At 58.2% G+C, this 11,986-nt stretch carries 12 protein-coding genes and 1 riboswitch; of the genes, 8 read left to right on the plus strand and 4 right to left on the minus strand.

What is annotated here, in order from left to right; translation table 11 throughout:
• The first annotated feature begins 26 nt into the window (after nt 1–26).
• Nucleotides 27–842 (plus strand): M48 family metallopeptidase, encoded by an 816-nt coding sequence (locus AAC076_RS09515; protein WP_339844877.1) that lies wholly within the window; start codon nt 27–29, stop codon nt 840–842.
• A 119-nt stretch (nt 843–961) separates the two neighbouring features.
• Here AAC076_RS09515 and AAC076_RS09520 read toward each other — a convergent pair whose 3' ends face one another.
• The 3 genes from AAC076_RS09520 to hrpB all read right to left on the minus strand — a co-directional run bounded on the left by AAC076_RS09520 (nt 962) and on the right by hrpB (nt 5,795).
• Nucleotides 962–1,534, minus strand: coding sequence for a TMEM165/GDT1 family protein (locus AAC076_RS09520; RefSeq protein ID WP_339844880.1), 573 nt, complete (start codon nt 1,532–1,534; stop codon nt 962–964).
• Nucleotides 1,535–1,624: 90 nt separating this feature from the next.
• A riboswitch (yybP-ykoY riboswitch) is annotated at nt 1,625–1,742 on the minus strand.
• A gap of 26 nt (nt 1,743–1,768) precedes the next feature.
• The gene (locus AAC076_RS09525; protein WP_339844882.1) at nt 1,769–2,788 is read right to left on the minus strand and encodes a methyltransferase; all 1,020 of its coding nucleotides are present in this window, start codon (nt 2,786–2,788) and stop codon (nt 1,769–1,771) included.
• A 466-nt stretch (nt 2,789–3,254) separates the two neighbouring features.
• Nucleotides 3,255–5,795, minus strand: coding sequence for an ATP-dependent helicase HrpB (gene hrpB / locus AAC076_RS09530; RefSeq protein ID WP_339844884.1), 2,541 nt, complete (start codon nt 5,793–5,795; stop codon nt 3,255–3,257).
• Between the two features lie 115 nt (nt 5,796–5,910).
• Here hrpB and AAC076_RS09535 point away from each other — a divergent pair, with 115 nt between their 5' ends.
• The 7 genes from AAC076_RS09535 (at nt 5,911) to AAC076_RS09565 (ending at nt 11,519) form a co-directional block, all read left to right on the plus strand.
• Nucleotides 5,911–6,321: a polyribonucleotide nucleotidyltransferase gene (locus tag AAC076_RS09535; protein ID WP_339844887.1), complete on the plus strand. Its 411-nt coding sequence runs from the start codon at nt 5,911–5,913 to the stop codon at nt 6,319–6,321.
• A complete protein-coding gene (locus AAC076_RS09540; protein ID WP_339844889.1) occupies nt 6,321–7,205 on the plus strand; it encodes a cation diffusion facilitator family transporter in 885 nt (294 codons plus the stop codon). Before AAC076_RS09535 ends, AAC076_RS09540 begins: the two co-directional genes overlap by 1 nt.
• Before the next feature lie 352 nt (nt 7,206–7,557).
• Entirely contained in the window at nt 7,558–8,052 is a 495-nt protein-coding gene (locus tag AAC076_RS09545) for an Lrp/AsnC family transcriptional regulator (RefSeq protein ID WP_339844891.1), read from the plus strand.
• Nucleotides 8,053–8,178: 126 nt separating this feature from the next.
• On the plus strand, nt 8,179–8,349 hold the full coding sequence (locus tag AAC076_RS09550; protein WP_339844976.1) for a DUF2788 domain-containing protein: 171 nt from the start codon (nt 8,179–8,181) through the stop codon (nt 8,347–8,349).
• 87 nt (nt 8,350–8,436) lie between these two features.
• Nucleotides 8,437–9,087, plus strand: a complete 651-nt coding sequence (locus tag AAC076_RS09555) for a TetR/AcrR family transcriptional regulator (protein WP_339844893.1) — start codon at nt 8,437–8,439, stop codon at nt 9,085–9,087.
• Nucleotides 9,074–10,732, plus strand: a complete 1,659-nt coding sequence (locus AAC076_RS09560; RefSeq protein ID WP_339844894.1) for an acyl-CoA dehydrogenase family protein — start codon at nt 9,074–9,076, stop codon at nt 10,730–10,732. Before AAC076_RS09555 ends, AAC076_RS09560 begins: the two co-directional genes overlap by 14 nt.
• 157 nt (nt 10,733–10,889) lie before the next feature.
• Nucleotides 10,890–11,519, plus strand: a complete 630-nt coding sequence (locus AAC076_RS09565; protein ID WP_339844896.1) for a pseudouridine synthase — start codon at nt 10,890–10,892, stop codon at nt 11,517–11,519.
• A gap of 10 nt (nt 11,520–11,529) precedes the next feature.
• On the opposite strand, the gene AAC076_RS09570 is transcribed toward AAC076_RS09565, so the two are convergent.
• A complete protein-coding gene (locus AAC076_RS09570) occupies nt 11,530–11,952 on the minus strand; it encodes an Mpo1-like protein (protein WP_339844897.1) in 423 nt (140 codons plus the stop codon).
• Nucleotides 11,953–11,986 lie beyond the last annotated feature (34 nt).

The following is an 11,986-nucleotide window of genomic DNA, read 5'->3' on the forward strand; positions in this document are numbered from 1 at the left end:
TATTCACAACACAGGATTATCCCCAAATGCGCAGTCGTCTCATATTACTCTTGTTACCGTTATTGATACTGACCGGGTGCCAGGCAGTGCAAACCACGCAAGGCGGCGCTGTTGGCGTTGATCGCACGCAATACATGTTCGGCGGACTATCCAGCGACGAAGTCGACAAGATGGCAGCGCAGTCCTACGCCAAGCAGTTGGCAGAGGCCCGCGCCAAGGGACTGCTCAATACCGACAAGGCAATGCTCAATCGTCTTCGCCGAATATCGAGCCACCTGATACCCGAGGTTACGCACTTCCGGCCGGATGCGAAAAACTGGAACTGGGAGGTCAATCTGATCAAGAGTGACCAGATAAACGCCAGTGCAGCCCCTGGTGGCAAGATTCTGTTTTATACCGGCATTGTCGACAAGCTTAAACTCAGTGATGCGGAGATAGCCCAGATCATGGGCCACGAGATCGCCCACGCCCTGCGCGAGCACGGACGCGAGGCAATTTCCCGCGCCTACACATCACAGATGGGTACCCAGATCGCCGGCGCCCTCCTCGGCCTCGGAGAAGGCAGCATGCAGGTAGCCGATGCCGCGGTGCAATATGGTCTGATGCTGCCAAACAGCCGCTCGAATGAAACCGAGGCAGATCTGATCGGCATGGAGCTTGCTGCGCGGGCTGGATACTCACCGGAAGCTGCTGTGAGCCTTTGGCAGAAAATGGCCAGCGCCTCCCAGGGCAGTCCACCGCAGTTTCTCAGCACCCACCCATCGACAGGCGGGCGCATCCAAACCCTGCGAGCGACCATACCGAGTGTCAGACCTCTGTATGAGGCATCGAACAAGCGTTGACATACCCAGGTCCAAACATGACCAGCGCCCGCCACCGGTAAGCGCGTAAGGTATAGAAACTGGAACGGCAAAAACCACAAAGCCGGAAGTCGCCTTTGGCACTTCCGGCTTTTGTGCATCTAGCCCGTGTTCAATGCCAGCCAACCGGCATATAGTCCCATCAGCAAAAAGGCGAAGGCTGCGACACTGCGTATCAGGCCCAATGGTAATTTCGCCGCAGCAGCATTGCCCATGAACACTACCGGCACGTTGGCCAGCATCATGCCCAGGGTGGTTCCCATGATCACCCATACATAGGCTTCAAATTGCGCCGCCAGTACCACGGTCGCGATCTGAGTCTTGTCACCCATCTCGGCAATAAAGAAAGCCACCACTGTCGCCATGAAAGCACCGTAATGACTGATAGGTGGAGTGTCGTCATCGTCCAGCTTGTCGGGCACCAGCGTCCAGGCTGCCACGGCAAAAAAGGACACCGCGAGAATGCCGTAGAGCCAGGTATCGGTTAGCAGGGAGCTGACAAATTGGCCGAGAGCACCGGCAAGCGCGTGATTGGCCAGGGTGGCGACGAGAATGCCCAGCACGATCGGCCAGGGTCGACGAAAGCGCAGCGCTAATACCAATGCCAACAACTGGGTTTTATCGCCTATTTCGGCGAGAGCAACGATACCGGTCGAGACCAGAAAGGATTCCACAGATTTTCCAGAGAGGGCGGGTCAGACAAACCATTGACACATGTCTACCCCCCGCCCTCGGTTGGTCGATATGTGTCAAAGGTCTCGTCAAACCCTGTCGGCTTCATGCTGAATACATGAGCGACGGCGGGTCGCAAGTACCATGGTCTGCGGACCAATTATGTTGATACTTGCCTCTATTGAGAGACTACTCCCCTAAGACGAGCTGAAAGATAACCCACACCCGCCACATGGTCAACCGGGAGCGACAGCGGAGTAGACCTTGAATCGGCTGTTCTCCCTGAGTACGTCGCATGGGCCGATATGCGCTTCGATGAGGGCGGGATAGCGCAGAAACCCATTGGCCACGATACGCATTTCGCCGCCGGGTAGCAGGTGGCGCGTCATCTGCTCGAAAAAGCGCTCGGCGATACTGGTGTCGTGTTTGATGCCGGTATGAAACGGAGGATTGCTGACCACTGCTGCCAGCCGCCCGTGCACATCACTCAAGCCATCAGAGGGGTAGACCTCCGCCTCCACGCCGTTGCGCTCCAGTGTCTGACGCGCGCAGTAAAGCGCCAGGGCGTCAACATCGACCATCTCGAAACGGCTACCCGGATTACGCCGGGCCAAAGCGGTGGCGAGCACACCTGCACCACAACCAAAATCCAGCACTTTTCCACTTGGCAACGGGGCAAGTTCTTCAAGGAGCAACTGACTACCTTCGTCCAGCCGACCGTGGCTGAAAACGCCAGGCAGACTGACCAGGTCTATGCTCTGGTCAGCCAATTCGATGTGAACATCACGCTGCCAATTGGCCAGGTCGAATGGCGACGCGCTGCCACTCACCGGCATGCGCCATAACTGGCAGTGCCGCGCGGAGTCGAGTTTCTCTGCACCGCTGCCGTAGGGCTGCATGAGCTTTTCGGCACGGCTGATCCCACCTTTTTTCTCGCCTACCAGATACAGCGGGCAACCGGCGGTCAACATGGGCGCTATTTGCGCCAGTGCATATTCGGCGCGTTCCAGAGCCTTGGGTACGACCAGAATGGCAGCATCAAGGCCTTCGATCTGGGGGCAGAGGTGCGAAAAGCTCAGTTTATCTTCGTCAATCTGACCAACCAGGCTGCGCTGCACCGACCAGTCCCAGGTCCATACCTGCCAGTCGGCGTCGATGCTGCTGACCAGGTCGTCCGCGGGAGGATTGACCAGCAGCACGCGCTTTCCAGCAAAGAGCTCATCGCTGCGCTCAAGTATCTGGCTGATATTTTCCATAAAAACTCCGCTTCTAGGTGAAAGCTGATTGCCCGGGGCTGGAGATTGTAAGCGTGGGCTGCGCAGACTGAAAGCGCAGAAGGAGGTACTTGTCGCCCTTAAGCTTGAATTCAAAACCCATTTTGGTTGAGCTCTGTGATCAACACTCCCAGCCTGCCAGGCTGTGCGCTCAACTGGCATCGGCGTGATGCAGGGTTTGCTGTCCAAGGTCAAAAACAACCCCCACCTGACCGCGGAACGGTTTGGTTTTATCTCGGGCTACTCAGTAGCTGGTAGCAGACGCAGGGCGATAGGACTAAGCCGACCGTCGATGGCAGGGATGCCATCGTCGAGCCTACAGGGACGTATTTACGGCGTGTCGGCGTGGACTTTCGGTCTGGGGATGTTTGACTCGATATTCAAGAATCATTGGGCCTCGCTGTTCAGGATCAAAAGCCAAGCCTCGGCAGGATAGGGATCGCTGGGGTCAGTTTTTGCGGGGCTTGGCGCGCGTGGTTGGCTCTGCCTGCAGGGGATCATCCGGCCAGTAGTGCTTGGGGTAACGTCCTTTCATGTCTTTTTTGACTTCAAGGTAACTACCGGTCCAGAAACCGGCCAGGTCCTGGGTGACCTGCACTGGGCGTCGGGCCGGCGACAGCAGATGGAGCTTGAGCGCGACCTGGCCACCGGCAATCCGGGGGGTATCGCTGCTGCCAAACATCTCCTGCAGACGCACCGCAAGCACCGGCGGGCTGTCACTGTAATCGATACGAATCTGCGAGCCTGTGGGTACCATCCAATGGGTTGGTGCCTGCTCATCCAGTTCACGGGGCAAGGGCCAGGGCAGCAGGCCCGTCAGAATAGAGCTCAGGTCCAGGTTGCCGAAATGCGCCAATCGGGTGACCTTGTCGAGCCATGGCGCGAGCCACTGCTCCAGCGTATCGAGCAATGCCTGGTCGGAAAGGTCAGGCCAACGACTGTCCGCTGTTGTCTGCATATCCAGATCGCGTAGCAGATTGACGCGCGCCTGCCACTGACGCAGGGCCGGTGTCCATGGCAGCAGCTCCAGACCCTGCTTGCGTACTACCTGGCAAAGAGCCTGGCTGCGCTGCGCCGGGTCGATCTGCTTTAGGGGCTGGCGGCTGAAGACCAATGCACCCAGCATCTGCTGGCGCTCGGCAACCAGGGTTTCACTCCGGGCATCCCATTCCAGGGTTTCACGGGAGACAAGCAACTCGGATAAGTGTGCTTCTATCTGCTCTGGCAACAGCGCTGCGGCGAGAAAGATTCGCGCGCTGCTCTGCCCTGCATACCCTCCAAGACTGGCTACCGCTAGCCACTGCTGGCCTTGCAGGCTATCCACGCTGGCAAAGGCGGCGGCCCGGCCGTTGGCCAGTCGGTATTCGCTTCCCGGTTCTGCGCGCCGGCTGGCTATACGATCGGGATAGGCCATGGCCAAGAGCACGCCCGCCCAGGACTCGTTATGCGGATCACTCACAGGGTTGGTAACGGGCGAGCGCTCGACCAGTCTGTGCCATTGCTTTGCCAGGGTTCGCGCCCGCTGCAATGCTCCGCGATCTGCTGAGGGTTCCGCGCGGGGATCGTCAAATAACGCAAGACGGCGAGCCAGGTCAGCATCCTCCACACCACGCAGCAAGTCGCGCTCGCTGACCACTGCTGCCACCCGACAGGCCATTTCGCCCAGACCCAGGCGCTGCCCCTTCAAAAGCATATGCGCCAACCGCGGATGTACCGGCAAACCAGCCATCGCCGCCCCATGCTGCGTTTGCAACCAGCCGGCTTCCCCTTGTTGCAATGCACCCAGGCGCTCCAGTAAGTCACGACCCTGCTGCAGCGCGGCAGAAGGTGGCTGATCAAGCCAGGCCAGCTCGTCCGGATTCTGTACGCCCCATCCAGCCAACTGCAAAGCCAAAGGCGCCAGGTCCGCCTGTAATATTTCCGGTTCGCTGCGCGCCGCCAACTGATCCTGCTGGCTAGCCGACCAGAGACGGTAGGCGACGCCAGGTTCGAGGCGGCCAGCGCGGCCAGCTCTCTGCTCCGCAGTTGCACGGGACACCCGGACTGTATGCAAGCGCGTCATACCCGAGACGGGATCAAAAGCTGGCTGCCGGGCAAGACCACTGTCGATCACTACCCGCACCCCGTCTATCGTCAAGCTGGTCTCGGCTATAGAAGTGGCCAGCACCACCTTGCGCTGCCCCGGGGAGGCGGGCTCGATTGCCTGACGCTGGCTGGCAAAATCCAGCTCGCCGTGCAGCGGAATCACCCGAATCTCGCCCTGCCCCACCAAAGCATCCTCCAGCTGACGCTGCACCCGACGGATCTCGCCGACGCCCGGCAGAAAGGCAAGAAAGCTGCCGCCCTCCTCCACCAACGCCTGGAGAATGCATTGCACCACCAGTGAATCCACAGGCTGACCTGGCCTGAACGGATTTCCGTAACGAACATCAACCGGGTATTGACGGCCCTGACTGCTAATCAGCGGCGCGCCATCGAGAAGATCACACACCGCGGCCGTATCCAGGGTTGCCGACATAATCAGCAATTTCAGCGGCGCGTCATCGCGCAGGTATTGCTGAGTCTGCAAACAAAGAGCCAGTCCCAGGTCGGCATCCAGGCTGCGTTCGTGAAACTCATCGAATATAACCAGCCCGACCCCCGGCAGTTCGGGGTCAGCCTGGAGCATGCGCTGCAAAATACCCTCAGTGACCACTTCAATCCGGGTAGCAGCACTGACCCGACTTTCCAGGCGGATGCGATAACCTACAGTCTGCCCTACCGGCTCGCCGAGCAATTGCGCCAGACGCTCGGCCGCGGCACGGGCTGCAAGCCGGCGTGGCTCGAGCATGATGATCTTCTGACCGCGGAGCCAATCGCTGTCGAGTAGCGCCAAAGGCACCATCGTAGTCTTGCCAGCACCCGGCGGCGCCTGGAGCACAGCGGCAGGATTGGCAGCCAATGCGTGCTTGAGCTCAGGCAAGATCAGATTCACGGGAAAATCATTCATTCGGTTGCAGCACCATCGTTAAAAGCCGCTATCATACCCCTACAGGACTCGGGCTGATGACTGTCGCCCCGTCAACTCTCCTGAAGCTTACCCATCAACACCAAGGGACTTGATCATGCGAATGAAAACTCTGGCCTCCGCCCTGCTAGTAACCGCTCTTACCAGCCAGCTGGCCGCCTGCGGCACCCTTTTCTATCCAGAACGCCGTGGCCAGATAAGTGGGCAGATCGATTCGGGTGTGGCAATACTCAACGGCATCGGCCTGCTGTTCTATGTCATCCCCGGTGTCATCGCCTTTGCCGTCGATTTCGCAACGGGTGCCATTTACCTTCCAGACAACCGCTACAGTATTGCTCCTGAGCAGCTGAACAAGGCCATTGGCGCAGATGGCCAGGTGGACACCGTTAAGCTCAAAGCCCTTATTCAACAGGAGATCGGCGTGGACCTGCCGCTTGAGCGCGCCCAGCAACTGGATCGCCCCGATGCTATGCAGTTGGCAGCATTGGGTCTGCAGCCCCGCGCGTGATGACCCAGCCCCAACATCTGGAGCTCCCGGAACGGGAACGGCTACTCAAACTCGCCACCTACGCTTCGGTAGCTGTGGCCCTGAGTCTGATAGCCCTCAAGAGCGGCGTCTGGATGGCCTCCGGATCAGTGAGCATCCTGGCTTCACTTATTGATTCGTTGATGGATAGTGCTGCGTCTATCATCAACCTGTTTGCTGTGCGTTATGCGTTGAAACCGGCAGATCAGGAGCATCGTTTCGGTCATGGCAAGGCCGAGGCGCTGGCGGGGCTGGCGCAGTCGGCCTTCATCACCGGATCAGCTTTACTGGTTTTGCTGCAGGGCATCGAACACCTACTCAACCCACAGCCCATCGCTGCAACATGGCTTGGCATCGGGGTCATGATTCTTTCGATCGTCGCCACCCTGGGCCTGCTGGCTGTTCAGAAGCATGTGATTGCTCGCACCGGATCTACCGCAATTGGTGCCGATGCACTCCACTACCGCTCAGACCTGCTCCTCAACGGCAGCGTCATAGTCGCGCTACTGCTGGCCAGCTACGGCATACAGCGTGCTGACGCTGTAATGGGACTGGGAATAGCGGTGTATATCGGTTACAGCGCAATGCGAATCGGACAGGATGCAATTCATATCCTGATGGATCACGAGCTTCCCGATGAGGTACGCACGGAAGCCTTGGCTCTGGCGCGTGCGGTACCCGGTGTGGTGGACATACATGATTTTCGCAGTCGACAGTCAGGGCACCACTGGTTCATGCAGATGCACGTGGAGTTGCCCGGCGACATGCCATTACTAGAGGCCCACGAGCTCGGCGAATCGGTTCGTGCGGCGTTGGTTGAGCGCTTTCCGCAGGTCGACGCGCTGATCCACACTGATCCGGTCTAGGGGTGACGACCTGTAATACCTGCTTAAGGGATAGCACTCCAGATAAAAGAACGGCCGACTTCCCATTGGAGCCGGCCGTTCTTTTTAGCGTCCTGTACACATCCGGATAGGAGGCTGCCTGATTCCCGGGCCTTGTGAGCTGGGAGGCCGGCTGGCGAGAATCCGGTAGGATTTTTACCTTCCTCTCCCCGGATAAGGGAGAGGACTGGACGAACCGGCCTTGGCTTCGAACTTGGGACTATATTACCCTGCCACCCATGGCATTTCTTGCCTAATATTGCTCATTTAGACTACCTTAAAGCAATATTATCTGCCTATTACCCTAATATGAGCAATTAGAGGCGAAAACAGGATGAATGAACACAATCTCGACCGTTACGACCTGAAAATACTGGCTGCCCTGCAGAGCGATGCCCGCATCAGCAATCAGGAGCTGGCAGAGCATATCGGTTTGTCACCCTCACCCTGCTCCAGACGGGTAAAGCAATTGGAGGACAGCGGCTATATAAGGCGCCAGGTCGCACTGCTGGAACCTCGTCGACTGGGTCTGACCCTCACAGCCTTTGTGATGATCGGCATGGATCGGCACACGCCCGAGCGATTTGCCGGCTTCGAAGCCGTCATCCGGGACTGCCCCGAAGTGCTCGACTGCTGCCTGGTGACAGGAATGGACGCCGATTATCACCTGCGTGTCGTGGTCCCCGACATGGAGCACTACCAGCAATTCCTGCTGGGGCGCCTGACCCGCATCGATGGCGTATCCAGCGTACGCTCAAGTTTCGTGCTCAATCAGATCGTTGACAGTACAGAGCTGCCGCTTGGGCACCTGCAGAATAAAACGTCCTAGAGCCTCTTCCCTGCGACAAGGCGCCACAGGCCGCGGCATGGAAAATGGTTATAATGCTGATCCAGGTCAATGACATTTATCGCAAGGGAGATCTTTGTGAACTATCAAGAATTTGAAGCCCTCGCCATGCCGCTGATGATCTTCGCCCTTGTAGCATTCATGGGCTATATCGTCTGGGATCTGGCGAAGAAGTCCAAGGCCGGCCGTTATGGAACTATTGTTCTGTTCATGGGGCTGGGCCTCGGCGTCATGGGCTTTGTAATCAAAGCGATCATCATCGAACAGGTCGGCGGCTAAAAACCCCGCCAGATTGGCACATTCCCCTCCTGCTCCAAGACCTGAATCCTGATTCACTGATTTAATCCATGAATCAGGATTCATACAATGGCGTACCGTACTACACAAGCCCGACTAGAACGGGACCATGCCCTGCGCGAACACATTCTGAATTGCGCTCTGCACCAGGTAGCCGACGGCGGCTTTGCTGCGCTGACCATGAATGCCCTGGCGGAAAATGCGGGGATAGCCACTGGCAGTCTGTACCGTTATTTCCCCGGCAAAGCGGCACTGGCCTGCGAGGTGTTCGCCCGCGCCACCCGCATAGAAATAGACAGCCTGAAAATCGCTTTCGCTGGCCAGGGCACAGCCTCCCAGCGGTTGCGCCGGGGTATTGCCCAATTCGCCACACGAGCCTGGCACAGCAGGCAACTAGCCTATGCGTTGATCGCCGAGCCGGTAGAATCGGAGGTGGATGCGCAGCGACTGCGCTACCGCGAAGCCTACGCCGAGCTGTTTACTCGATTGATTCGCGAAGGTAACGCCGACGGTAGTTTCAACGTTCTGAACATCCCTGTCACGGCCGCTTGCATGGTCGGCACCGTGGCCGAATCACTCATCGGCCCCCTCTCACCTCAAGCACGTGCGCTGAGGGCAAGCGGTCTGCCCAGTGAGAGTCTCGAAAGCGTTACCAGCGCCCTCACCCTTTTCTGTCTGCGCGCCCTGGGCGCCAAGGAGCCTGACAATGCAGCCCTCTGAACACGCCATGTCGTTTGCCGAAACCCACGAGGTAACCAACCAGGCTCCACCCCTGGAAGGTATCAATCTGTATCGGGCCGACCTGCCACTACAGGAGTGGCTGCATCGCTTTGGCGGAGGCTGGGCCGAGGACCACCTGGATACCTATGGCAAACTGACCGGGGATCAACTGATGCAGGCAGGATTTCTTGCCAACGAGAACAAACCGGTTTTTAAAAGTCATGATCGCTTCGGCAACCGTATCGACGTTGTCGAATTTCACCCTTCCTACCACGAGCTGATGAACGCTGGCATCACTCAGGGCATTACATCGGCCCCCTGGAACAACCCGCGGCCTGGTGCGCACGTGGCTCGAGCCGCGAGTATGTACCTGCATAATCAGATCGAGTCGGGCACCTGCTGTCCGATGACAATGACCTACGCCTGCATCCCGAGCCTGCGCATGCAGCCAGATCTGGCAAACGCATGGCTGCCAAAAATCCTCTCGGGTCATTACGACCCACGCAACCTGCCAATAGCACAGAAGACCGGCGCGACCATCGGCATGGCAATGACCGAGAAACAGGGCGGCACCGACCTGCGTACCAACACCACCCGCGCGCAGCCGCTTGGTGCTGGTGGTCCAGGCCAGACCTATGAGCTGATCGGCCATAAATGGTTCTGCTCGGCGCCTATGTGCGATGCTTTCCTGACCCTCGCGCAGACCGACAAAGGGTTGAGTTGTTTTTTGCTGCCGCGCCACCGCCCGGATGGCAGCCGCAATCAATTCTACATCCAGCGCCTCAAGAACAAGCTGGGCAACTGGGCCAATGCATCAAGCGAGGTGGAGTACCGTGGCGCACTGGCCTGGATGGTTGGCGAAGAAGGCCGCGGTATTCCAACCATTATCGAAATGGTCTCACTGACCCGATTCGATTGCATGATCGGCTCCAGCTCGCTGATGCGTCAGGCGCTATCCCAGGCAACACACCACTGCGCCCATCGCTCTGTGGGCGGCCGCCCCTTGGCCGAACAACCATTGATGCAGAACGTTCTGGCTGATCTGGCACTGGAGAGCGAAGCAGCGCTGGCTTTGACCATGCGTATGGGTAAGGCGATCGACAGCGGCAGCGACCCGCACGAGAAGAAATTTGCTCGCCTGGTTACAGCTATCGGCAAGTACTGGATCTGCAAACGCGCTCCGGGAATGATCAACGAGGCCCAGGAGTGCCTGGGCGGCGCTGGCTATGTGGAGGAGAACATCATGCCGCGACTGTACCGCGAAGCACCGGTAAACTCGATATGGGAAGGCTCTGGCAACGTGCAATGTCTTGATGTATTACGCGCACTGTCCAAGGAGCCTGGCGTTCTGGAAGTATTGTTCAGCGAACTGGGCGACGGCCACGGTGATGCGAAGCTGACTCGGCATATCGAGAAGATCAAAGCGGATTTCAGCGATACCGACGATATTCAATATCGCGCTCGACAGTTGACTGAGGACTTGGCCGTGGCGCTGCAGGCTAATTTGCTGTTGGAGGCAGGCAATGATGTCGTATCCGACGCCTTTATAGCCAGCCGCCTGGCCGGCCATGGCCGCGCATACGGCACCCTGCCACGCAGTGCTGATGCCGCGGCTCTGGTAGCCAGGGCCACCCCGAGCTGGTGAGCGCCATAGGTGAAAGTCGAGTTACATCTAGACCGGCAGATCGACCCAACATCTTCGGCCGACCTGGGGCTCGGCTTCCGGCGGAATGAGAGACGCGCCTCGACACGATCACTGGCGCACACTAGGATCAACTGCCCACCCACTGTCAGATTCGCGCATGCCTCCAAAAAGTCCACGACGTCCTGTCCGCCCTGCCGCTACTAAATCGGTTCAAATACGCCGCAAGGCACAGCCGCCGCCCGCCGTCAGCCTGCTCGTGGCGCTGAACAAACCGTTCAACGTGCTCACTCAGTTCACCGACGGCCAGGGCCGACAGACTCTGAAGGACTTTGTTGATATACCAGGCATCTACCCAGCCGGCCGGCTGGATCGAGACAGCGAGGGACTATTGCTGCTGACCAACGACGGTCGATTGCAGGCCAGCATCGCGGATCCGCAACACAAATTGCCCAAAACCTATTGGGTGCAGGTAGAGGGAGTCCCATCTGCCGATCAACTTAGCCAGCTCCGCAACGGCCTACAGCTCAAAGATGGCCCTACACGGCCAGCTGAAGTGATACCGATGGAGGCACCCGACCTGTGGCCCAGGCACCCTCCTGTGCGATATCGCGCGAGCATCCCCACCAGTTGGCTAAGTATCTCGATAAGTGAGGGACGTAACCGCCAGGTACGTCGCATGACGGCGGCGGTAGGCTTACCCACACTCAGGCTTGTACGGGTACGAATCGGCGATTGGCAGTTGGACGGACTTCAGCCCGGCCAATGGCGGGAGCTGACACTCAACTGAACCGGACGCCTCAGTAACGCAATCCTAAAGTGCGAAAAAAAGTGCCAATCAGCCAGATAGGGCCTATCAGCAGAAATTGCAGATCCTTGAGGAAGGACGGCTTCTTGCCCTCCAGGTGATGGCCGATGAATTGACCAATCCAGGCCAGTACGAAAATCGCGACGCAGGGCCAGAATACAAAGGTCATATTCCATAGGATCAGCAGCATGAGCAGGCTAACCACTAGCATCACAGCCGCAATCCGCCACGAGAGCATTACATAGAAAGCCATTCCCGCGGCTACTACGATTACCGACACCCACGGATCAATCGCCCAGGATATCCCCAACACACTGAATGTAATCAGTGGCACGCAGATCCAGTGCAACACTTTGTTGATGGGGTTTTGATGACTCTCGCCGTACTGATCGAACCACTGGTCTATCGCACGCATGCTCTGCTCCATCCGTTTTTTGTAGGTTATGCGC

It is taken from the genome of uncultured Halopseudomonas sp., from assembly GCF_963977355.1.
In the GTDB taxonomy this organism is placed as follows: Bacteria; Pseudomonadota; Gammaproteobacteria; order Pseudomonadales; family Pseudomonadaceae; genus Halopseudomonas.

Bases quoted from the DNA above. Each gene is read 5' to 3' on its own strand.
- AAC076_RS09525 (WP_339844882.1), bottom strand. From the start codon at position 2,788: ATGGAAAATATCAGCCAGATACTTGAGCGCAGCGATGAGCTCTTTGCT.
- AAC076_RS09555 (WP_339844893.1), top strand. From the start codon at position 8,437: ATGGCGTACCGTACTACACAAGCCCGACTAGAACGGGACCATGCCCTG.
- AAC076_RS09515 (WP_339844877.1), top strand. From the start codon at position 27: ATGCGCAGTCGTCTCATATTACTCTTGTTACCGTTATTGATACTGACC.
- AAC076_RS09570 (WP_339844897.1), bottom strand. From the start codon at position 11,952: ATGCGTGCGATAGACCAGTGGTTCGATCAGTACGGCGAGAGTCATCAA.
- AAC076_RS09545 (WP_339844891.1), top strand. From the start codon at position 7,558: ATGAATGAACACAATCTCGACCGTTACGACCTGAAAATACTGGCTGCC.
- AAC076_RS09535 (WP_339844887.1), top strand. From the start codon at position 5,911: ATGCGAATGAAAACTCTGGCCTCCGCCCTGCTAGTAACCGCTCTTACC.
- AAC076_RS09540 (WP_339844889.1), top strand. From the start codon at position 6,321: ATGACCCAGCCCCAACATCTGGAGCTCCCGGAACGGGAACGGCTACTC.
- hrpB (WP_339844884.1), bottom strand. From the start codon at position 5,795: ATGAATGATTTTCCCGTGAATCTGATCTTGCCTGAGCTCAAGCACGCA.
- AAC076_RS09550 (WP_339844976.1), top strand. From the start codon at position 8,179: ATGCCGCTGATGATCTTCGCCCTTGTAGCATTCATGGGCTATATCGTC.
- AAC076_RS09565 (WP_339844896.1), top strand. From the start codon at position 10,890: ATGCCTCCAAAAAGTCCACGACGTCCTGTCCGCCCTGCCGCTACTAAA.
- AAC076_RS09560 (WP_339844894.1), top strand. From the start codon at position 9,074: ATGCAGCCCTCTGAACACGCCATGTCGTTTGCCGAAACCCACGAGGTA.